Raw genomic sequence first — 23,122 nt, forward strand, 5'->3', positions numbered from 1 at the left:
ATACGATTTCAGTTGCAACAGCTGAGCAACGACATGAAGCCCTATGGCTGAACCCGCAAACAGCTTCTTTGACCGATGATCCTGAAAAATAGACCGATAATCTAGGACATTGAGCACTTTGAGACATTGACAAACTACTAAAAATTCCTTATCGTTATCCATGGTTTGCTCCTTTGTTTGGGAGAATGATGGATAGCGCGTCATTCCCTAAACATAGGTGCTTTTTCTTTGTTTGTCTAGATTAATAAATACTTTATATTACAAATTAAGTAAATATTTGATGTGAGGTTTGATGCATCGGTAATGTTTCCTGATCAGTTTATGTTGAGTACGGACTCTGGATTTGATATTGGTGAAGAGGCTGCAATTGGTGCGATGTATCAGTTATTAGATAAGCTTGACGACCCTAAGTTGGCACGAAAAATTGCACATGATAACCTAGACGCCATTATTCGTAACCAGCCAGCTACTGAGACTCAGATTGCGGAAATCCGTAAGAAATCCAAAGAAACCGGACAGAGTTATGATTTGAGTCATCTATCTAAGGTAGAGGCCGGACAAATTCTTTGGAGTAAATAAAGATATTGATTTTTTGTTATTATGTAGTAAATATTTCTGAGGTGTTTATCTATGAAAACAATAGGGCTAATAGGTGGAATGAGTTGGGAGTCGTCCTTGCTTTATTATCAAATCATCAATCAACGTATAAAGGAAAAATTAGGCGGGCACCATTCCGCGAGAAGTCTCATGTATTCGGTGGATTTCCAAGAAATCAAGACGCTTCAACATCAAGGGAAATGGGATGAAGCAACCCAAATCATGATCGATTCAGCCCAAAAATTAGAAACTGGTGGTGCTGATGTAATTGTTATTTGTACGAATACGATGCATAAGATGGCAAAAGAAGTTGAAGAATCGGTAACCATACCATTACTGCATATAGCCGATGCAACAGCTAACGAAATGGTTAAGGATGGCATGAAGAAAGTTGCCTTACTGGGGACTGCTTTTACGATGGAACAAGACTTTTACAAGGGTAGACTTATTGAAAAGTTTGGACTCGATGTTATAGTTCCAAATGAAGCAGAGAGAGTGATTATTCATGACATTATTTATCAAGAACTTTGTCTTGGAATCATTAACGAAGAGTCAAAGCATTCTTACTTAAAGATCATTAACAATCTGAGCCAACAGGGAGCAGAAGCCGTTATTTTGGGCTGTACAGAAATAACTCTGCTCGTTTCACAGGATGATTGCGGTATCCCGGTTTATGATACAACAAGACTTCATGGTTTTATCGGATAGTCCAGAACTCCTTGAACGTATTCGTGCCGCTAGTGACGGGGACGAGCGTTTCCCGTTTCACAGATTCCATGTGGACCGTAACAAGTACTATAACTGCAGTTTGTCACTCATTTACGATTCTGGCAGCGTCTTGATTGGGAAGATTTTGATGTTCAACGATATTACAGAAATGAAGGAGAGCGAGTCCCGGTTGCGTGAAAACGCCCGGCAACTGTCTGAGCTGAATGCGTTCAAGGACAAGCTGTTCACTGTCGTGGCCCATGACATTCGCGATCCGATTGCACTCCTCGTTAGTTTGACCGAACTGCTGGGCGATGAACTGACCGCCGCCGACTTTGAGAACGCTGAGTTGGTAAGGGAGCTTAAAGGACAAGTGCAAAATACATTCCAACTAGTCGAAAATTTATTGGATTGGTATCGCAGCCAGAAAGGGATGGTCGTGTTTCGTCCGTTAGGCTGGAATTTGCAGCAGGTTGTGCGGCAGGCATTGTTGCTTTCAGGTACGAAGGCCAGCATGAAGCAGATACGGATGACGGAGTGGATCAATGAGAAACTAACGGTTAGAGCCGATAAAGAGATGTTGGACCTTATTCTGCGTAATTTGCTTTCGAACGCGATCAAATTTACTGGAATTGGCGGGGCGATTGATATCAGGGCAGATATGGAAGGTGATATGATCATCGTGTCCGTACGCGACAATGGTGCGGGAATCGACGATCAGACCTCGGAACTCCTACGTCTAGAGGAGCCGTTCTTAAAATCAATGGCTAACGGAGACAATTCGGAGGATATGAGATTCGGGCTGACGTTGATCCGCGAATTCGTACGTATCCATGGTGGCAGTCTTTGGTTCGAGAGTGAACCAGGAGTCGGGACGACCTTTTCATTCACTTTGCCTGGTTCTGCTGGCGGTTTGGCATCTTTCGACGATGGAGGAATGAAGGAGGAAGCTTATGAAAGTGATTTTGGTGGACGATGAGCCGACGATGCATTTGATTCTGCGTAAAATGCTGGTCAAGCTGCCAGGGGTACAAGTGGCAGGCGCTTTCACGGATACGGAGTCTGCAGCTTCCTTTCTAAGTGAGAACACCGACATCGGACTGGCTTTCGTTGACATCTCCATGCCGGGCGGAAGTGGACTGGAGTTCGCCGCCAAGATGGAAGCTTTGGCCTCTCCGCTGCAAATCGTCTTCGTCACGTCGCACAAGGAATTTGCCTTGAAAGCATATGAACTATCTGTGGTGGATTACCTGGTCAAACCCGTTTCCCAGGAACGGCTGCAGCGGACGGTTAATCGTGCGCTGGCGAGCCGGCGGGGCATTCACTCGTCGTCGCTGGTTGCTCCAACATCCCCTGATTCCGGGAGGATCGCCCTAACGATGCTAGGTGATGTCGTCGTGAGCAACAATGCTGGCCGTGTCAAGTGGATTTCGAGGAAATGTGCGGAGTTGTTCGCATACTTGCTGTTTTATCATGGCAAACGAATCCCTCGTTCCAGATTGGTTATGGATATTTTCGGAGGGATGCACCAAACGAATGCGGAGAACTACCTAAATACGACCGTATATCAATTGCGAAAGTCTTTGGAACCGATTGGCATGCGCGAGGTCGTACGTTCGGAGAACGATGGCTATGCGCTTGAATTAAAGGATCCCGTTATCGATTATGTGGAATTCGAAAAGCAAGTGGAAGAAATACAATCCATTGACGTTAGCAATGTGGAGAGAGCGCTGCACATCGAACGTTTGTATACGGGAGATCTATTCGGGGACAAGGCTTATGTGTGGGCCATTCACGAAATGGTGCGCTATGCGGAAGTATACACCTCTTTCGTAAAGCGGCTTGCCGAAGTGCTTATTTCGTTGCGAGATACGACCACCGCGTCGAAGCTGCTGCTTAAGCTGAACGAACGCAATCCGCTGGACGAATCCGTTATACAGCATCTTATGACGATCCGCGAGATGACTGGGGACAAAAAAGGATTGACGGCTCTGTATACCGATTATGTTCGTCTTCTCAGCAGGGAGCTTGGCATTCGTCCGTCTGAGGGATTGATACATCAATATGACATGTTGGTAAGCCGTTTAACCAATAAAAAATAACTATTTTCGTCTGTAAAAATAAACCGCGAAAGCTTGATGCTTCGCGGTTTTTGCTAGTTTCACAAAACAATTGGAAACATTTTACTTTAATCTGCGTCTATACTAAGGAGTTAATTTTGAAGGGATAGGGATGGTGCAGAACTTGAAAAAATTTCTATTAGGATTAATATGTGGAATCACTGTAACAGCATCAACAGCTGTTTATGCATCGGACACGATCCAGGCGTACTTGTTTCCAGTTAGATATCAAATTAATGGTGAAATTAAAGGAATGGAAAAGGATTATTCAACTTTAAATTACAATGGACATGTTTATGTTCCTATCCGATTCATCACCGAAAATTTGGGGGCATTTGTGGATTACAATGATCGTAATACAGAAATTAAAGTGAATTATTTTCCAGCTGGCATGGATTTACTAACTGATAATAAGTATCCAAATATCCATTTTGGTATTATAGATCTATATTTGGATGGTGGTTACACGGGTATATGGGGGTTATTATCCTTAAATGATATGAAAGAGTCGGTAAAAAAAGAGTATACCATAAATTTCAAACTAAATTTTTATGACAAAAATAATGATTTAATTGGTTCTGCCTTAGGTTCATCAAAATCTGGATCTTCAGCTGAAAAACAAACCATAAGTAATGGAGAAATAAAATATGCTGCAGCTGGCGAGGTTGGTGATTTTTCTAAGTATAACAATGTGAAATTTGAAATTATAGATTTCGAAGAGCAGAAATGAAATTGTAATGGATTGAAGCCTACTTTTTCTGTCAAGACTAGTTAGCATGACTTTTTGAAAACAGATGAGTGGTGAAAATGAAAGATATTACTTTTAAGGCTATGGCCATTACAAATGAAATTGATCTGAATAAAATCGCCATCCACTGCGGTATTCCTAAAAAATACACATGGGAACAGCCTTTAATCCTAAGAGGCGACATTCTTAAATCAATCCTTAATAAAGATATTGACGCGTTACAACAAGTGCTTGTGTTTTCATTCGGCAGTGTGGTCTTTGTTAATCACACACTCAGGGATGAGATGACAAAATTTTTAAAATTCATCCAGACGTTCGAGCCTGCTATTGAGCTCCAGCCTGCTGAAAGATACACAGACGATTACAGCCTTCACATCGAGGAAATCGATAGCATGGAGTTGACTGACAAGTATGTAGTGGTAGCTAAGTATGAATTCTTTTATCCTGAATTAATCGCCACAGTTCTTGCCAAATCAGTAGCACTTGAGAAAATTGAAGAACAGCTCGGGAAAATTCATGATGACCTTGAAATGATGATAGTCCGACTAGAAAAAGGGAAGCTTCGTGTTGGCAACAAAGAGTTAGCAAGAACAACCGCCAAAATCGTACGTCACGAGTACAACACCCTTGCCTATATCATGATCTTGGATAAGCCTGATTTGACTTGGACCAACAGTACGGCTAGCCAATTTTACGATGGGATGATGGATTTTTTTGAATTGAACGATCGATTTAAAATACTGAAAAGCAAAACGGACATTTTGTATCACATCTTGGAAGGTTTTTCCAATATCAGTCATTCCATCCGAGGGCTGTTCGTCGAATGGATCGTTGTGATTCTTATTGTTATTGAGGTGGTATTAACGATTTTACAAATCGTAGGTTGGATTCCGTCGCATTAAAAAGTTGTAAGATGCAGAACGATACCACCAAAATGAGATAAAGCGCTTGTCTCTGGTCGATGACAAGAACTTTATCTCATTCTCGTTTTGGGAGAGAAACATTTTCTTTTACCGAAATGCAATTCCCAAACTGTGTAACCTTTAAAATGAATGTAACTTTGATTGTGTATGAAGTAAGGAGGTTTTCAATTGAAAAAACTTTGTTTATTTTTGCTTTTTATTGCATTACTTTTTCTTAATGCTTGTACCAACACAGTCGAAACTAAGCAATCTCCAGAGGAGGAAACAAATAAATCTAGTTCAACTGAACTTGTAGGTTATGTTACCAGTATTGAAAATCAAAGAGCTTTAGTCGTTAGTCCCATAAGTAAAGAAATAAATCAAACCAGAAAAGAGTTCTACGATGCAGTATGGGTTTCAAATATGCCTCACGAGCCTGAGGTTGGACAGTACGTTCATGTATGGTTTGACGGTGCCATAGCAACCTCATACCCAGCACAAGGAAAAGCATCGAAGGTTACCATTTCCAACATACAAAAACATGAAAAATCAACCTGTCGCAAGACGAAGTAATACGTAAAGCCCTCATAAATAAGGATATTTCAAGTATTAACATCCTTGTTATTAAAGAAGTGAATTATGATGAAAAATTAGCGGTTTGGACAATTCGATACAAAAGTGCAATGATTACGGATGGCTCTTTAGAAGAACATAGTATACTTGTGCCGGATCGATGAATATAGTTACACAGAAAATTTTAGCTATTAATTATTAGGAATATTTTATTAAAACCAAATTATCAATAAAGACTTACACAGATTAATGATAAACTCTAGATACCGTTTTCAAAAATTAAAATGATTATCTTCTGACAAGGTGAGAAAATAAGTTCAAGTTAGGAGTCTAAGTTAATATGAAACAGAATAAATACGATGAGCTCGGATTCTTCAAAAAATACAGTGAGATGCCTCGCTCGATTGGTGGACTCAATGCTGCTGGGGAATGGCCTGTACTTCGTGCGATGCTTCCCGCGCTGCGAGATAAAAGAGTTCTTGACCTTGGATGCGGTTATGGTTGGCATTGCCAATATGCACGAGAACAGCAGGCCCAGTCAGTGGTCGGTGTAGATCTTTCCGAGAAAATGTTAGCGTATGCCAAAGAAAACAACAACGATCCCATGATCGAGTATCGGAGGCTTGCGATTGAAGATATCCAGTTTGAAGCCGGGGAATTTGACGTTGTGATAAGCTCGCTTGCCCTTCATTATGTGGAGCACTTCGAAGACGTTTGTCGTAAAGTGCATCATTGTCTTGTATCAGGAGGAACTTTTATTCTATCGGTTGAACATCCGATCTTTACCGCACTCGCTGCACAAGACTGGTATTATGGTGCGGAGGGCGAGCGATTGCACTGGCCTGTTGACGACTACCAGAAAGAAGGTCTACGGCAGGCGAGATTTCTGGACAATGATGTCGTCAAATATCATCGAACTATCGCTACCTATGTGAATGCATTAATTGACTCGGGATTCCGTATTACGAAACTAGCCGAACCTCAGCCAACGCAAGAAACATTGGACAAGTATCCAGAAATGATTGACGAAACCCGTCGTCCCATTTTCCTCTTGATCTCTGCGGTCAAGAATTAAACAAACGAAAGCATCATAACAGCAGGCTGCCGGTATTATCGGCAGCCTGTTGCGTTAGGCTGGTGCAGCTGGCTAATCGGTTATCAAAGCACTTCTGTGTCTACAGCTACGACCGCCGCGGTCGAGGCGATAGCGGAGACACGCAACCTTAAGCATAACTAGAGGTGGCAGGAATTTTGCCTCGTACCGCCGAAAAAATAGTGAAACCAAATAATATAATGTTACCTCGATATTGGTTGTCGATCCAGTAAAGATTGATTCGTCGTATATATAGAAGCACAGATATACTCGGACGTTTTCACTCCGGTACACGAAGCTTCACTAAAAATAGGAGGTATACATCTATGAGATTTATGATGATTGTTAAAGCTACAACAGATTCTGAGGCGGGGAATATGCCTAGCCAAGAGCTAATTGATGCTATGCAAAAGTATAACGAGGAATTGGTGAAAGCAGGTGTTTTGCTAGCAGCCGATGGACTGCAGCCCAGCTCAAGTGGAATCCGGATTTCTTATCCGGAGCCTGGAGGCAAACCGAAGGTAATAGATGGACCTTTCACGGAGGCGAAAGAAATGATCGCGGGATATACGCTGATCGAAGTCAAATCCAGGGAAGAAGCGATTGAATGGGCTATGCGCATGCCGGATCCACACGGATATGGACAAGGCGAGATTGAGCTCAGACAGGTATTCGAATTTGAGGAGTTAACGGACGATACCGAATCGCAGGAGAAAGAAGCAGCACTTCGCAAACAGGCTCAGCTGCAGAAAAAAGCGTGACATTGTCTAATACACAGCGGACCATTGACGCAATATGGCGAATTGAATCAGCAAAGCTAATCGCAGGATTAACTCGAATGGTACGAGATGTGGGTCTCGCAGAGGATCTTGCCCAGGATGCATTGGTGATTGCTCTTGAACGATGGCCGGAGATCGGCATTCCAGATAATCCGGGTGCCTGGCTGATGACGACGGCCAAGCGGCGCGCGATCGATTATATGCGCAGGACTAAATTACGTGACCAGAAATATGTAGAGATTGCCCACGGTATGGATTTGAATACAGAGGAAGAAATGGATCGTAATTTGGACGGGGAGATCGGTGACGATCTCCTTCGTCTGATCTTTATGACCTGCCATCCGGTGTTATCACAAGATGCTAGAGTTGCCCTGACGCTGCGCCTGCTTTGCGGGCTTACCACTGATGAAATCGCACGTTCTTTCCTGGCCGCCGAATCAACGATTGCACAGCGGATTGTCCGGGCCAAGAGAACGCTCAGCACCGAGAAAGTTCCTTTTGAGATACCTGTAGGAGTAGAACTCAATGAACGCTTGAATGCTGTACTCGAGGTGATTTACCTGATGTTCAATGAAGGGTATTCAGCAACCTCTGGGGATCAATGGATACGTCCGCTGCTTTGTCAGGAGGCGCTCAGACTGGGACGCATCCTTGCTGAGATCGCACCACATGAATCGGAAGTTCACGGACTAGTTGCCTTACTGGAGATTCAATCCTCCCGTTTAAAAACCCGGGTAAGCTTAAGTGGCGAACCCGTACTTTTAATGGACCAAAACCGGGCGCAGTGGGACCGCTTGCTGATCCGGCGCGGATTGGCAGCGCTTGAGCGCAGCCAGAAGCTTGGACGCACACTCGGTCCATACTCGCTGCAGGCTGCGATTTCTGCGTGCCATGCACAAACGGCTACCCCCGCTGAGACCAATTGGATCCGCATTGCTGCCCTTTACGAAGCGCTCTCTAGGGTAACGCCATCGCCTATCGTCGAATTAAACCGGGCGGTCGCCATATCCATGGCGTTTGGTCCAGACTTCGGGCTGCAAATTATCGACGAACTGCGTGTCGAACCTTCCCTGAAGGGATACCATCTGCTCCCTAGCGTTCGCGGTGATCTCCTAATGAAGCTGGGGAGGTTCGATGAAGCACGATCAGAATTTGAACGAGCGGTGTCGATGACCCATAATGCCAGTGAGCAAGCGCTTTTAATGAAACGGGCTGCTGAATGTAAGTCAGAAGCATCGAAATAATTTTTTTAGCAGACTTGTCGATTACATGGTTTCCCATTCGTCGTCATAGTAAGGGAAGGGATAGTCAGCTAGCTGCTGCCCCAAGTCATCTTCCTACAAGGAGGGAAACGATTGTGCGATTTATGCTGATTATCAAGGCGTCAGGGTACTCGGAGGCGGGTGTAAAGTTCAGTAGGGAACACAACGATGCGATGGCTGCCTACAACAAGTCTTTGGCCAGAGCCGGAGCGCTCTTGACTTCCGAAGAGCTTCAGCCTAGTTCTAGCGGGATCAGGATTTTGTATCCATTACATGGCGGAGAGCCAGAGGTAAAGGCCGGCCCTTTTCCGGTAGATCAAGAGCTCATAGCCGGTTATACGCTGATCGATGTGAATTCAGAAGATGAGGCAGCGGCGTGGGCACTTCGGATGCCTTTTCCAAGAGGATGCGGGGCATTTGAAATTGAGATGCGGGAGCTCAAAGAGAATATGGATTCTACACGAGATGCTAGAATATTGGCCATGGAAGCTGATTTAGAGGATCACATCAACATGTTAAAAAAAGGAGAGTATTAAAATGAATCAGGAAGTAACCGATTTTATTGACGCGTTAAAAGAACCATGGCAGGGGGAACAGTCCAAAAATCTGCGTGAAGTTGTCCATCAGGCCATACCGGATGTGCATGAACGTATGCAATATAAGAAACCCCATTTTTTGAAAAACGGAAAATACGCTGCTGTCATCTCGACGTCAAAAGACGCAGTCAGCTTTACGATCTTTAATGCTGTCGGACTGGAGCTACCCCAAGGCATGTTCGATGGTCCTCCTGAAAGAAAAACACTGAAACTGCGTAAAGGGGAAACATTTGATTCTAGTCAGCTGGAGTCATTGGTCAGCCAAGCTGCAGGTTCGCTTTAATCTCTATTCTTTTTTATTTGTTTAGGAAGACCGTTGCACGTTCCATGCAGTGGTCTTTTTTGTATTCAGATAAAGATCTTATAAGAAATTCTTAAAATATAAGAAATTTAACCTCGTTTGGCACGCTATGATAGGAACAATTGGAGCAATGTCTCCAAATGACCAGATAAATCAGATAAGAATGTAAAATTTTTTGTCCCTCTCTTTGTTACACTATGCTATTCTTGTGATAAATACAGACTTAAAGGGAAGATGGCCCATGCGGAGAAGAATTAGCTTGCCTCTGAAATTATTTCTTATATGTTTTGCGTTTGTTTTAAGTTGTATTATTTTGATAAGCCAATTGTCCTACCGATATGTTCAAAAGGAAATAAGAACCAATGATGCCTATTACACGAAACAAATTCTAGCCAAGGTCGATCAATATTTGACGGTTAACTTTTCATCGTTTCAGACGATTCTTTTCTCGTTCGAAACATCGGTGAAAGCCAACATTAACAATAAAGAAGTGATCCAAAAACAATTAAGGGAACTGTATGAGCTTAATAGCAATTATGTCAGTAACATTTACTTAATCAAGGATGATTTATCCATCATCGGCGGCAGCACGCCAACCCGAATTTTCGATGAACCGCTGCCAGACCGATTACCTCTGTTCGATGCGGCAGACAAGAATAGAGGAACAACAATTGTCAGTGAACCTTATAAATCCAAGTATTCCGGTTGGACGGTGACGATGGTCCGCTATTTGAACGGTTCACCGTCTCCTATGGCAATTGCGGTAGATTTGGACCTTAAAGCGATTGAGGAAACACTATTCAAAATTAATAAACAAGAACATATGAATCTCGCGCTAATTACTGCCGCTGGTAAAATCATCGCCGGGTTTTCTGAAAATATAGGACCTCTAGATGTGCAAGACCATTCTTTTTCAATCGGGGAAAAGTCGGGGGAACAAATTCTTGAAGCCAACGGAACAAGCTTTCAATTGCATACCCGAGAAGGGGTACCGGTTTCTATTCTGAAACAGCCTACGGAGAAATTCAATTGGTTCATCATCTCGATTAACGATGAATCACGTATGGCGGCGGCTTTGACTAGACTAGAAACCTATTATATTTGGCTACTGCTTGCCGGTCTCATATTAAGTCTATTCATTTCCTTCATTATTGCCAAATACATACGGACTCCGCTGTATTCGCTCAAAACGAAAATGAAACGGGTGGAGCAAGGGGATCTAGCAACGACAATTTCCATTGACCGTAATGATGAGTTTGGCGATCTTTCCAGAGCATTCGATCGGATGCTGCTGCAAATTGTGGAGCTGATTCGCCGGTCGGAGCTTCATAACGAGCTTGAACGAAAGCTGGAAATCCAAGTGCTGCAATCGCAAATTAATCCTCATTTTCTGTATAATACGCTCGGCTCCATCAGCAATGTCATACATCTTGGGCAAATCGATAAAGTGGATGTGGTGATCGGGTCACTTATTTCTATATTGGAATACGGAATATCCGACGCTTCGGAGAAAGTTTCACTGCGCCAAGAACTACAGAATGTATCGGATTACATCGAGATCCAGAACATCCGTTATAATCGGAACTTCATGCTGATAGAGAAGATCGAAGAAGGTTTATTGGATTTCCCGGTTTTTCGAATGCTCTTGCAGCCCATGGTCGAGAATAGTATCTTTCATGGTTATAATGGGGGGCAAATTGAAGGTTCCATCACCATTCAAGCTCATCGGAACGGGAACTTTGTCATGGTAGAAGTCATTGATCATGGCGAGGGAATACCGGCAGAACAGATAGCGTCTATTTTAAATGCTGAGTCGAGTGATATGGAAGTAAAGAGGAAAAGAATCGGGCTGAATAATATTCATGGCCGAATAAAGCTTCATTACGGTGAAGAATATGGCCTGCAAATCATCAGCATACCGAAGATGGAAACTTGTGTACGTGCCATATTCCCGGCAAGCCTTTTGAAAGGAGATGCATGATAATGAGAACATATACCTGTTTCATTGTTGATGATGAAGATCTGATTATTCAAAGATTAGAGCTGTTCTTTCGTGAGCTTACTAATAAGGATCAACGATTCCGTTTAGTGGGAAAAGCCAATAGCGGGTTGCAAGGAATAGAAGAGGCTCTGAGGCTTAAGCCTGATATCCTTATATCTGATATTGTCATGCCGAAAATGGACGGAATTTCCATGATCGAGCAGCTGAAACCGCAGCTTCCCCATACGCAATATATCCTTTTGACAGCTTATTCTTCTTTCGAATATGCACAGAGAGCTATTCATGCCAACATATTGGAATACATTGTTAAAGTTCCCTTGAGGGAAGCGGATGTAGAGCGGGCTCTGGATAAAGCAGCCGGGGTTCTGGATGAGATGAAGAAAAAGGAAGAGGAATTTCAATCTTTACATGTTTCCGTCCTAGAAAATAAATACAGAGCACGCAAGCAATTTTTTAACGAGCTGATCCGTGGTGAGATTCCATCTCATCGGGCATCAGATTTTGAAAATCGCATGCAATTTCATTTTTTTCAATCCTACTACTGTTGTTTTATTGTTGAAATGAACCATTATGAAAGCTTTCGGCATGAATATTCGGCAGCAGACCAGAGTATTTTGAAATATGCGATTGCCAATGTCATTGAAGAAACCGTGATGAGTTTTGGAATGGGTGTAGCTACGGATTTATATGATAATCAGTTTATTGGTTTTCTTTCTTGGGAAAATAACCGCAGTGATATGGATACAGAAGATGCTTGCCAGACGCTGGGCAGCCAGATCGTGAGCCATTTAAATCAATACTTGAATCAAACGGTATCCGTAGCTTTTGGTGGGACGCACCGAGGCTGGGAATCTATCAAAAAAGCATACACGGAAGCCACAAATGTGAGTAAGGACTTGTATTATTCGACTGTGAAAATAGTCAAAACACCTGCACATCGTTTCCAATATGACGATGAGAAAAAGGTGGAATTTCAACAAAAGCTGACTGAGTTACTTGCATGGATGCAGAGGGAGGCTACCAAGGAAGAACTCGAGCAGAAAATTTCATCATTATACGATTTTGTCACGGCTAACAAAATTCAGAAGTCGATCATGGCACCTTTACTGCGTGAATTGTACAGGGACATTGCAGCGAAATTTAAATCAGGAAGCGCTTTAGCGGCAGAACTAGAAGAGTTCCCTATCCATTTCATGACATTCAGGGAGCAGCTCACTTATATTTGCGACTTCACTTTCGAATATTTACAGGCCGGAAAACCTATGCATCGTGTAGAAATCATGAGAGCCATGCGGTTTATCGAGCAAAATCTGAAGCAACGATTAACGTTGGAAGCCATTGCGGAAGATGTGAATTTGGCTCCATCGTATTTCAGCAGTCTATTTAAAAAAACAATGAACGAAGGCGTGATTAGCTACATCAATCGTAAAAAAATTCAACTGTCCCTTGAGCTGTTAAAGGTTAAGGATTATTCCATTTTGGAATTGTGCGAGGAAGTAGGGATTGTGAATGAAGGTTACTTTTGCAAACTTTTCAAAGAATATACGGGGGATACGCCAAAGCAATATCGCATAAAAATGACTCGGTATGAATTGAAATGAAGCAGCAAAAAATCGTATGAATTTTTCTCGAAATGTTGTAAAAAACCGGGTATGAAATGAACTAACATGATGAGAGTATCTAATCATGGAGGTTATCAAAATGGAGATTATCAAATCGGATGTAACCGTTGTAGGCGGGGGAATTGCTGGTGTTTGCGCTGCCATTGCTGCCGCACGGCATGGGTTGCAAGTTTCACTCATTAATGATCGGCCCGTTCTTGGAGGGAATGCCAGCAGCGAGGTTAGGGTTCATATCAACGGATCGGCTTATCTTGGAAACAGTCCATCTTATTATGCTCGCGAAGGTGGGTTGGTGGATGAACTTAAGCTGAAGATTTTCCACTATAACCCTTTATATAACAAGAAGCTTATGTTTTCGATTTCGGATATGGCCTTGCTGGATATGGTCTATGGAGAGCCTAACATTTCACTCTTTCTGAATACATGCGTGCATGAAACGGGGATGGAGAACGGCAGAATCAAATGGGTGGATGGTCTGCAATTGGCTTCTGAAAGAAAATTTCGCTTTGAAAGCCCAACCTATATCGATTGTTCTGGTGACGGGGTAGTCGGTTATCAAGCAGGCTCTCTCTTCAGATGGGGGAGAGAAGCGAAGCACGAATTCAATGAAGATTTGGCTCCAGAAGTGGCGGACCATTACACCATGGGAGATACGATTCTTTTCCAAGCCCGTGATGTGGGGTATCCTGTTCCGTTTAAGAGACCTGAGTTTGCCTACGATATTACGAAATTAAGCTTTTTCGATAGTATTAGGAAGGGGTTAAACCATCGAGCTATTCCCAGGAAAATCAATGGATTAGGCGGTTTGTGGTGGCTGGAATACGGCGGTCATTTGGATATTATCAAAAACAATGAAGATATCGCGCTGGAGCTTCGGAAATTGGTATATGGGATTTGGGATTATATTAAAAACAGCGGCCAATTCGACGATGTGGATCAATTGATCTTGGACTACGTATGTCCAATTCCGGGGAAACGGGAATCGAGAAGATTTATCGGGGATTATATGTTGTCGCAGAACGATCTCACAACAAAGCCTCATTTCGAAGATGCCGTTTCCGTTGGGGGATGGTATATGGACTTGCATGCCGCTAAGGGCATTTATGATGATGGACCGGCTACGGCTTGGAATTTTGTGCCTGGCTTGTACAACATTCCTTTTCGCAGTTTGTATTCCTGTAACATTCCTAATTTGATGTTCGCTGGCCGCAATATCAGTGCTACTCATGTCGCGTTCGGATCAACTAGGGTAATGGCAACGTGTGGATGCATGGGACAGGCGGTTGGAACGGCTGCTTCGCTATGCGTCAAATATGGTGTGGACCCGGCTGTGATAGGTGAAGATTATATCGGAGAGCTGCAAACACTGCTGCTTAGAGACGGGCAAACGATTGTAGGGCTTAAAGAAGAATTGGCCCCTTACTTCGCTGAAGGGTTAAGCGTTCGGGCATCGTCCCAGCGGAACTTTGTCAATGAGCATCCAACAGAAGCCATTTCCCTGGATAAAGGGTTGTGTTTGGTTTTACCGATTCAAACGGACTCTGGAGAAAGCGTAAAGATCAAAGTCAAGAATGATTCCGAGCGGTTGGAAATCTTGCGAGTGAAGCTCTATGGCGGGGAACGGAAGGAAAACTATATTCCTGTTCATGAGTTGATAAGATATAACATGGATATTATGGCTGGTCATGACGATTGGATTACGTTGAACTTAGGCTGCAAGAAGTCTGCCGATGATAAAATTTACATCGTGTTGGAAGGCTCTGCGAGCCTTGCCGTGTACGGTAATGAAGAGAAAATAACAGGAGCGGTCAGCTTCCATTATAGACCGGAAGAACCATCCAAACTGAAGAAGTTCAATAAGAGCATTTGCTTTAAGGATTTGCATCCTGCTCAAAATATGTATGAACCTATGAATGTAATCAACGGTTACTCCAGACCCTATGGCTTGCCAAACGGGTGGATTTCTGAACGTACAGAAGGACGTGAATGGTTGGAATTCTCTTTTGCTGAACCTAAAGATTTGGAGGAAATCCATCTTGTTTTCAATTCCCAGCTGGATTTGGAACATTTCGAGGATCCGATTGGACCGCTAATTAAGGAATATGCTGTTATATTAATCTTTGGAGACGGAACCGAGAGGGAAATTCAGGTCAGTGGGAATTATCTCACGTTAAATAAGCATAAGGTGGATGCGAAAGACGTATCTCGAATCCGGTTAGACTTCACGGCTACTTACGGTTCGCCATACTTTGAAGTGTTTGCGGTGAAATTGTTCGCTCTAAATGAAGAAGTGGTTAAATGAAAATGGAGCAATTTTCCCCACGAGAAGGGCTTCCTAATGTTTCGCTTCGAAATCGACGACGAGAAGACCGATAAAGCGGGAGTGTTTGAGACTAGTAAACTGCAGCAAAGTTTGAAGCATTATCGAGAGCATAAGGAGTGGTATGAACAAACGGTGATTCAGCTTGGTAGGCTTTTGCTTGTGCAGCCGCCAATAGAAAGCATTTGAGTCAATAAAAAGTAGAAGGCAGCCGACCAGATTGGATCGGCTGCCTTTTATGACCGGTAAGTTAGCTTACAGTTACTCGACGCTGACACTATTTAAATTTTGCACATTAAACAAGCGGAAATAAGCTCCGGCTTCTTTCATTAATTGATCATGAGTTCCTATTTCTTTGATTTCACCATTTTCAATGAGAACAATCTGATCAGCATGAGTAATGGTAGATAGTCGATGTGCAACTATCAAAGTCGTCCTATTTTTCGCTAATTTACTGAGAGATTCTTGAATTAAATGTTCTGATTCTAAGTCAAGCGCGGAAGTAGCTTCATCCAAAACCAATATACTTGGATTTTTCAGAAAGACTCTCGCAATGGCAACCCGTTGCTTCTGTCCACCAGATAACTTCATTCCCCGTTCACCAATTTCCGTATCATATCCCTTGGGCAGATTCACAATAAAATCATGTGCATTTGCTGCTTTAGCTGCAGATATCATCTCTTCTTCGGCAGCATTTGGATTACCCAAAAGTATATTTTCACGAACAGTTCCGCTAAACAAAATATTATCTTGTAAAACCATCCCTATATGAGAACGCAGGCTCTTTATGGTCATGTCTTTAACATTCAAATCATCCAATAGAATATTCCCTTGCTGAATATCGTAAAACCGAGGGAGCAAACTGATAAGTGACGATTTCCCTCCGCCGCTCATTCCTACAAACGCAATTGTTTCACCAGGTTGAATGGTAAGTTGAATGTTATTCAAAACCCAATCCGATGTGTTATCATAACGAAAACTAACATCTTGAAACTCTATTTTTCCTTTTATTTTGTGAACTATTTTTGCTTGTGGAGAATCAACAATGTCGTAGGGTTCATTCATGAGTTCAATTACACGATCTAATGATGCACTTGCTTGAGTTAACTCGGTTGAGGAATTGACCAATCGCCGCAGCGGACTGTACAAGCGATCTAAATAGGCATAAAAGGCTACAAATGCTCCTATCGTCAGGTTACCCTGAATAACTTGATATCCTCCATAGGCTAAAACTAACAAAGGGGCTGTATCCGTTATTGTATTAATAATGGAGTTGGTGATTGCATTCCACTTCGTCAGTGCCAATGCACGATTTAGAAATTTATTGTTTCTGAGACCGAAATTTTCTTTCTCATAATCTTCTAAAGTGAAGCTTTTAATAACTGGAATTCCATTTACCTTCTCGTGTAAATAGCCTTGCATTTCCGCAAGAGCTTGAGAGCGAGATTTGGTTAAGTTTCTTAGCTTTTTATATAACGTTTTGACAGAAAAAGCGTATAAGGGAAATACAGCTATAGCTACCATGGTTAGCCCAAAATCCATATGAATCATAAATGCGATAGCGATTGAAAGGGTGAATAAATCGAGCCACACATTCATTAATCCTGTTTCAACGATACTTTTCGTTTGTTCAGCATCATTTATCATTCGAGAAATAATTTCGCCTGTTCTATGATTCTGATAATAACGCAAGGATAGCTTTTGAATATGAGCATAAAGCTGATTGCGTAAATCGTACAGAATACGGCTCGTTGTTAATTGTGCAAAATACTGTCGAAGGTATTCAATTGGAGCCCTTATAATAACAAAAAGTACAAAAGCAAATATCATCACCTCAATCAGCTTTTGCGTCTTTTCTGCTATTGAAATAGTACTCAATAACAAATCATCGATGATATATTTCATAAGTAAAGGTAAGGTTAAGGGAATTGCGAATTTGACCATACCAATGAGAATGGTGATAAGAACAAGTTTCCAATACGGCTTAACAAATTTGAAATATAACTTGAAACTAGTCATTTAGACAAACTCCTTAATAAAACTAATGATAGAGAAACCCTTTAAACCAGACCTATTATAACAATCCTTATAGGATATTCAAAGACATATATATAAAGCCGAGTTCCTAAACTAAAGAATCATCGGTGTTGACAATATTCATGAATGAAAGTAAAAATATGATCGCCGAATACGGTTAAAGGAGAAAGGAGGTAAGGAAGTAGTATTTCAAAAAAGGAAGGGGCTGTCTCAAAGCCATTTTGGGATGTTTTGCCTTTCTACCCATACTGGAAGTAACCCGAATTTGCCGAGAGGGAACGTCGATTCTCTATTGTCTGAAAACACCCCGAAACCATAAGAAAGAGGAACGACGAGGCGTTATTTCGCGGTTTTTCGCATTCGGATCGTGCTAAATGATCAAATAGCGCCCTCACGTTCCTCTCAATCGATTTTTTGAGCAGTTTTCCCGAAATAACGCGTCTACGTTCCGCTAACGAGTGGTTGGGTGACTTTCCTAAGCAATCGACTAAAATAATAAGAGTTTTTTTGTTTACAAGTTAAGCAAAGATATAAAGGGTTATTTTCAGTTCCGATTGTAGTAATAAATGACAGTCTTTTGAAGCAAATTATTGAGAACGAACACGGTATAGGACAGACGATAGTCGAATGCATGCTGTTTGCATAAGACAAATGTGACTGTACCTACCCGACGGTTTGTTATTATCGGATATGGATCGTGCGGAAGCGGTGTGGCTCGATATTTACGATTTTAAAGATGCAGTCTAACAATCGAGGTGTCTAAAGAATGAAGGAACTTCTGCTGTCATTAGGAGCAGGTTTTATTATTGGTATTTTATTCAAAGTGTTGAAGCTGCCTTTGCCCGCACCGCCTGTATTGTCGGGTATTCTAGGTATTGTTGGTATTTATGCAGGCGGCAAGCTAATGGAATTGTTTCTAAAATAGGAAGCAGGACTAATTAGAAAAAGGAGGAGTTTGATTGGGTTTCATCCTTCTTTTTCAATCTTGTTATTGCAGCTTCGAAACGGCTGATATCGCTTACAAAATATTGTTGGAAAATTTTGAGTCATGTTCTCCATGATTTCACATGTTACAATTTATAAGATTCATGTGGATCAAATAACTCAGAAGGCCGAAGCTTTCTATGAAGCACGGGGGACCCATTAATTGGGGTGAAGCCGCTATCTGCGGCCGGGTGATTACTCTTTGACCCGAATCCGACAGCTAACCTCGCAGGCCGCAAAAAGGAGAGGTTTATTTTGAAACGTTACAAAAAGCTTGTGGTTACCGGCGCAATTGGATTGAGCATCCTCGTTGGGGCGAGCGCGGCAATGGCCGCACCAGCAACTCACACGGTATCGGGCAATGATACGATGTGGTTAATATCCAAGAAGTATGGCGTTAGCCTTTCTTCGTTGATTAAGACGAATCCTCAGGTTGCCAATCCGAACGTGATCTGGTCTGGTATGAGCCTCAACATTCCTGGCAGCACAAGCGCCAATGCAGGTACCAAAACGCCTGTTACGACTGTGCCATCCCAATCAACTTTTGCTAGCCAAGTGGTTAACATCGTTAACCAGGAACGAGCAAAGGCTGGACTTCGTCCTTTAGCCAGTAACAGTGCACTAACCGCTATGGCTTTGGACAAAGCAAAAGATATGTACAATAACGGCTATTTCGATCATACCTCGCCGACCTACGGGTCTCCATTTGATATGATGAGCAAATACGGCATTCGCTATTCCTACGCAGGTGAGAACATTGCGAAAGGTCAACAAACGCCTGAAGCTGTCATGACAGCTTGGATGAACAGCACAGGTCATCGTCAAAACATTCTAAGCCCCAACTTCACTCAAATTGGAGTTGCCTATTATAACGGCGAATGGGTACAGGAATTCATTAGTAACTAAGACAGTATTGTCTGTCTGCAGAATATTTTAAGTAAAACCAGCAACCTAATGTTGCTGGTTTTTTCATTGTAAAGGAAGATTTCAAAAAGGTTCGCCAGAATGAAAGATCGTTCCGCCTAGAGAGTGATTCCTATTGTATAGTTGAAAATGAATATATTAAAACGTATTATAGTGATTAAAAAAAGAAACTTAGGAGTGTTTTGAATGGATATTAAAATAGATGATTTAACTGGACCTAAAGTGGTTGCATTAATTGGAGAACATTTGCAGGACATGGCATCTCTCTCTCCGCCAGAAAGTACGCATGCACTGGACCTGGATAATTTGAAAAAACCAGAAATTACTTTCTGGAGTGGATGGGAACAAGATGAATTAGTGGGTTGCGGGGCAATGAAGGAACTTGATCGTCAACACGGCGAAATAAAATCAATGCGAACTTCTTCTTCGCATCAAAGAAAAGGCGTTGCCAAACGAATCCTTGAGCACATAATTGAAGAAGCCAAGAGACGTGGGTACCAACGGGTAAGTTTGGAAACGGGCTCAATGGAAGCTTTCGAACCAGCTAGACGACTGTATATAAGTTTTGGGTTTCAATATTGCCAGCCGTTTTCGGATTACATAGAGGACCCTAATAGTGTATTTATGACAAAGGAATTATAAGATTAATTCGAACCATAAGGATGAATCAATGGACAATCTGATAACAATTCAGGCTTTAAAATACGGAGACCACCTACATTATGAGTGGAACACAACTTTATTAGAAAAGACGGATTCACACATTTTTGTCCTAGGCAATTACGGAAGAAAATTAAATCATTACACGAAGCAAAAAGTATTTACCATAGAGGCTTGGACGATTGAATATTTCTCATTTCATTCATGGTTTACGGTTAGTGCCGATGTCGTTGGCGGTAACATCCAACAATTTTATTGCAATATTAATCAACCAGCAAAGATTGAAGGAAACGTTGTTTCTTTTGTAGATTTAGACCTGGATTATGTACAAAGAAACGGTAATTGGAAGGTAGTCGACGAAGATGAATTTGAGAGCAATTCAATTAAATTTGCTTATCCAGACACTTTAATTCATAAAGCTAAACAAGAATTAATAGGCTTAAAGGAACTTGTTAGTAAAAAATCGTTTCCTTTTGATGGATCAATTGAAAAGTTTATTGACCGTATTCCAAGATAAATGATAACCATTTGCCGCAGCATAATAATGGGGAGTGAAATGGTGAAAAATACACTTCTCTGGGGCTCTATTAAGTGGCGATAGAATAAGAGCAAATTATCATTCAGAAAATGCCAAAGACAGAAATGAGAGAAACAGATTAATAAGCAGAATCTTAATCTTTATTTCCCCATATGCTGTAATAACTATCCTTATCTATCTGATCAAGTGAGGAGCTGGCTGTGTGGCCAGTTCCTCTTTCTTTGTACGGATGAATGAAAGTTGAAGGTATTCAGCAAATTAAAAACAGCACAATAAGAGATATATGTGTGATTTCGTTTATTGTGATCACCGCAGCGCTCTGATAAGATACTACCAAACAGTAGGGCTGAAAGGGTGGAAAGTATGCCATTTTTATCATTAACGAGTTGGAGCTTACATCGAAATCTGGGACCATTGCGTTGGACCCGCTGGGATGAAATTGCACGCACTCAAATAACGGCTACTCAAGACCAGCCAGAACTCCTTTCTTTGCTTGAATTACCGGCGGTGCTTGCGAAGAAAGGCTTTCGATCGCTGGAAGTGTGTCATTTTCATTTTCCGGAAACAAATGATGCCTATTTGCAAGGTTTGAAACACGCATTCAAGGAAGCAGGTCTCCAATTTTACTCGCTGTTGATTGAATACGGTGATATTTCCAGTTCGGATGATTTGCGCAGACAATCGGACATCTTGTGGATCAAAAGCTGGATCGATATAGCTGCACGAGTGGGAGCTGAAAGGGTCCGTGTGATAGCCGGGGATGCGGAGCCTATGGATCAAGAAGCTTTGCAAAGATCTGTTGATGCACTTCGAGAACTAAGTTCCTATGCTGCTACAAAAGGAGTGCGCGTGGTCACTGAAAACTTTCATTCTCTAACCTCAATCGCGGATAATTGCCTTGCTTTATTGGAAGGTTGCGGGGAGCTTCTTGGGTTAACCTCGGATTTTGGAAATTTCAAAGGTAGCGAGAAATATGGTGAACTTGTCAAAACGATTCCGCACAGTGAATCAATCCATGCCAAAGCACAAACGAATGCGGATGGATATCCGGACGAAGCTGAGTTTATTCGCTGTTTGGAAATTGCCAAGCAAGCTGGATATGAAGGACCTTTAACTCTTGTATATGACGGACCTGGCGATATGTGGGAAGGCATTGAGCGTGTAAGGAAGCTTGTAACACCTTATTTGAATTAAAATTTATTTTTTGTAAGCTCGTGATTGCGTTAATGAGATTATCAGAAGACAGGACATTATTATTACAGTACAAACCGCGTATAAGGCGGTTTTTTTAATTTTAATATATGAATACGACTCATATTATTTATCATGTAGATGCATTAGAATGGGAATTACAAACGGGAAGGGAGATGGTTTGTTTGATTAGACTTATCAAGTATGATGATCTTACATTATTTAAGAATGATGTTATCTCTTTTTTAGTACAATTTGAAGCAGAGAACAATTTAGTATTAGGTGTCTTACAGTCTTTAAGTGAAAAAGATGAACTTCCTTTTTTTATGGCTGCTGTATTAAAAGATAACGACATCGGGTTGGTCTTTCTACAAACACATCCTAGTGAAATTATTTTATCAAAATCGGTTTCTTTTTCATCAAAGGAAATTCACGAAATAGGAGAAAATTTGATTGCCGCAAACCGAGATATACCAGGCTTTATAGGTGAAAAGAAATTAACTGCTGAACTAGCTATATATATTTCTAACGTTAAAGGAATTCAAGCAAATGTTCTAAGGAATCAAAGAATTTATCAACTAGAGAAAATTAAGAAAAAAGCAAATTCGAATGGAAATCTTCGGAAAGTTATAGAAAATGATCATCCCATTATTAAAGAGTGGGTGTATCATTTTTGTTATGAAACTAACCAACCTATAAGTGTAGAAGAAGCAGATAAAAGAGCTGCAAGAATGATTAATAAAGGAAGTTTAGCTGCATGGGAAGTGAACGGAGAAATGGTTTCCATGGCTTCTTCTATACGTCCAACCCCAAATAATATATCAATCAGCTATGTGTACACTGTTACTGCTAAACCATACTGTCCGCCAATTGACGGCGTATGCTGTCCTAAACCTGACGGACAAGCTGTCCAGTCGATGGTTTAAAAAAAGGGAGAATCAAGAACATTCTCCCTGGATGACGCGTTTGACCATATGATCGTCGATGATGCGATGCCCATTCTGGGCGCCGTAGATTAAACTGTGTGTACAAACTTTATTGACGAGTCTAGCTGAGCCGCTAGAAAACCGATAAATATCCTCAATCGCTCCATCCGAGAAGATCTCATTCTCAGCCCCAGCATACGTCAAATGACGCTTTATATAATCCCCAACCTGTGCCCGAT

The 23,122-nt window shown here is 41.8% G+C and carries 24 protein-coding genes, 1 pseudogene and 1 riboswitch; of the genes and pseudogenes, 23 read left to right on the forward strand and 2 right to left on the reverse strand.

The annotated features are described in order from the left end of the window. The first annotated feature begins 303 nt into the window (after positions 1-303). The 16 genes from G519_RS0132875 (at position 304) to G519_RS50730 (ending at position 15,812) form a co-directional block, all read left to right on the forward strand. Entirely contained in the window at positions 304-579 is a 276-nt protein-coding gene (locus G519_RS0132875; protein ID WP_029198243.1) for a hypothetical protein, read from the forward strand. Positions 580-630: 51 nt separating this feature from the next. Beyond that, the gene (locus tag G519_RS0132880; protein WP_029198244.1) at positions 631-1,305 is read left to right on the forward strand and encodes an aspartate/glutamate racemase family protein; all 675 of its coding nucleotides are present in this window, start codon (positions 631-633) and stop codon (positions 1,303-1,305) included. Continuing rightward, positions 1,271-2,284: a PAS domain-containing sensor histidine kinase gene (locus G519_RS45720; RefSeq protein ID WP_084160453.1), complete on the forward strand. Its 1,014-nt coding sequence runs from the start codon at positions 1,271-1,273 to the stop codon at positions 2,282-2,284. The genes G519_RS0132880 and G519_RS45720 overlap by 35 nt, the downstream gene beginning before the upstream one ends. After that, a complete protein-coding gene (locus tag G519_RS45725; protein ID WP_051253904.1) occupies positions 2,259-3,407 on the forward strand; it encodes a response regulator in 1,149 nt (382 codons plus the stop codon). The genes G519_RS45720 and G519_RS45725 overlap by 26 nt, the downstream gene beginning before the upstream one ends. Before the next feature lie 142 nt (positions 3,408-3,549). Continuing rightward, positions 3,550-4,155 carry a stalk domain-containing protein gene (locus G519_RS48110; protein ID WP_161632974.1) on the forward strand — a complete coding sequence of 202 codons (606 nt, stop codon included), beginning with the start codon at positions 3,550-3,552 and terminating at the stop codon, positions 4,153-4,155. 77 nt (positions 4,156-4,232) lie between these two features. Beyond that, complete coding sequence (locus G519_RS0132900) at positions 4,233-5,075, forward strand: RMD1 family protein (RefSeq protein WP_029198246.1); 843 nt, start codon at positions 4,233-4,235, stop codon at positions 5,073-5,075. A 189-nt stretch (positions 5,076-5,264) separates the two neighbouring features. Then, positions 5,265-5,648: a DUF3221 domain-containing protein gene (locus G519_RS48115; protein ID WP_051253905.1), complete on the forward strand. Its 384-nt coding sequence runs from the start codon at positions 5,265-5,267 to the stop codon at positions 5,646-5,648. Positions 5,649-5,988: 340 nt separating this feature from the next. Continuing rightward, entirely contained in the window at positions 5,989-6,723 is a 735-nt protein-coding gene (locus G519_RS0132910; RefSeq protein ID WP_029198247.1) for a class I SAM-dependent methyltransferase, read from the forward strand. A 344-nt stretch (positions 6,724-7,067) separates the two neighbouring features. Then, entirely contained in the window at positions 7,068-7,502 is a 435-nt protein-coding gene (locus G519_RS0132915; RefSeq protein WP_029198248.1) for a YciI family protein, read from the forward strand. Then, entirely contained in the window at positions 7,499-8,764 is a 1,266-nt protein-coding gene (locus G519_RS0132920; protein ID WP_029198249.1) for an RNA polymerase sigma factor, read from the forward strand. The genes G519_RS0132915 and G519_RS0132920 overlap by 4 nt, the downstream gene beginning before the upstream one ends. 113 nt (positions 8,765-8,877) lie before the next feature. Beyond that, a complete protein-coding gene (locus tag G519_RS0132925; protein ID WP_029198250.1) occupies positions 8,878-9,318 on the forward strand; it encodes a YciI family protein in 441 nt (146 codons plus the stop codon). Between the two features lies 1 nt (position 9,319). After that, positions 9,320-9,661, forward strand: a complete 342-nt coding sequence (locus G519_RS0132930; RefSeq protein ID WP_029198251.1) for a DUF1801 domain-containing protein — start codon at positions 9,320-9,322, stop codon at positions 9,659-9,661. Between the two features lie 259 nt (positions 9,662-9,920). Further along, a complete protein-coding gene (locus tag G519_RS0132935; protein ID WP_029198252.1) occupies positions 9,921-11,660 on the forward strand; it encodes a sensor histidine kinase in 1,740 nt (579 codons plus the stop codon). Positions 11,661-11,662: 2 nt separating this feature from the next. Then, entirely contained in the window at positions 11,663-13,282 is a 1,620-nt protein-coding gene (locus G519_RS0132940) for an AraC family transcriptional regulator (protein ID WP_244280303.1), read from the forward strand. Between the two features lie 100 nt (positions 13,283-13,382). Then, positions 13,383-15,605 carry an FAD-dependent oxidoreductase gene (locus G519_RS0132945; protein ID WP_084160454.1) on the forward strand — a complete coding sequence of 741 codons (2,223 nt, stop codon included), beginning with the start codon at positions 13,383-13,385 and terminating at the stop codon, positions 15,603-15,605. A gap of 36 nt (positions 15,606-15,641) precedes the next feature. Further along, positions 15,642-15,812, forward strand: coding sequence for a hypothetical protein (locus tag G519_RS50730; RefSeq protein WP_154669642.1), 171 nt, complete (start codon positions 15,642-15,644; stop codon positions 15,810-15,812). A 72-nt stretch (positions 15,813-15,884) separates the two neighbouring features. On the opposite strand, the gene G519_RS0132955 is transcribed toward G519_RS50730, so the two are convergent. Further along, a complete protein-coding gene (locus tag G519_RS0132955) occupies positions 15,885-17,642 on the reverse strand; it encodes an ABC transporter ATP-binding protein (protein WP_029198255.1) in 1,758 nt (585 codons plus the stop codon). Positions 17,643-18,426: 784 nt separating this feature from the next. Here G519_RS0132955 and G519_RS48540 point away from each other — a divergent pair. The 7 genes from G519_RS48540 (at position 18,427) to G519_RS45740 (ending at position 22,883) form a co-directional block, all read left to right on the forward strand. Next, entirely contained in the window at positions 18,427-18,585 is a 159-nt protein-coding gene (locus G519_RS48540; protein ID WP_064743573.1) for a XapX domain-containing protein, read from the forward strand. A 175-nt stretch (positions 18,586-18,760) separates the two neighbouring features. Continuing rightward, positions 18,761-18,894: riboswitch (cyclic di-AMP (ydaO/yuaA leader) on the forward strand. A gap of 5 nt (positions 18,895-18,899) precedes the next feature. After that, entirely contained in the window at positions 18,900-19,550 is a 651-nt protein-coding gene (locus tag G519_RS0132965) for a CAP domain-containing protein (RefSeq protein ID WP_029198256.1), read from the forward strand. A gap of 204 nt (positions 19,551-19,754) precedes the next feature. Continuing rightward, a complete protein-coding gene (locus G519_RS0132970) occupies positions 19,755-20,210 on the forward strand; it encodes a GNAT family N-acetyltransferase (protein WP_029198257.1) in 456 nt (151 codons plus the stop codon). 28 nt (positions 20,211-20,238) lie between these two features. Then, the gene (locus G519_RS0132975) at positions 20,239-20,745 is read left to right on the forward strand and encodes a DUF402 domain-containing protein (RefSeq protein WP_029198258.1); all 507 of its coding nucleotides are present in this window, start codon (positions 20,239-20,241) and stop codon (positions 20,743-20,745) included. A 49-nt stretch (positions 20,746-20,794) separates the two neighbouring features. Beyond that, a complete protein-coding gene (locus tag G519_RS53775; protein WP_161632975.1) occupies positions 20,795-20,956 on the forward strand; it encodes a DUF5316 family protein in 162 nt (53 codons plus the stop codon). A gap of 173 nt (positions 20,957-21,129) precedes the next feature. After that, positions 21,130-21,960 (forward strand): sugar phosphate isomerase/epimerase family protein, encoded by an 831-nt coding sequence (locus G519_RS0132980; protein ID WP_029198259.1) that lies wholly within the window; start codon positions 21,130-21,132, stop codon positions 21,958-21,960. A 182-nt stretch (positions 21,961-22,142) separates the two neighbouring features. After that, positions 22,143-22,883 (forward strand): hypothetical protein, encoded by a 741-nt coding sequence (locus G519_RS45740; RefSeq protein WP_051253906.1) that lies wholly within the window; start codon positions 22,143-22,145, stop codon positions 22,881-22,883. Between the two features lie 12 nt (positions 22,884-22,895). Here G519_RS45740 and G519_RS49460 read toward each other — a convergent pair. Then, a pseudogene (locus tag G519_RS49460) lies at positions 22,896-23,122 on the reverse strand (AAA family ATPase); the annotation flags it as partial.

It is taken from the genome of Paenibacillus alginolyticus DSM 5050 = NBRC 15375 (assembly GCF_000422905.1).
GTDB classification, from domain to species: Bacteria; Bacillota; Bacilli; order Paenibacillales; family NBRC-103111; genus Paenibacillus_E; species Paenibacillus_E alginolyticus.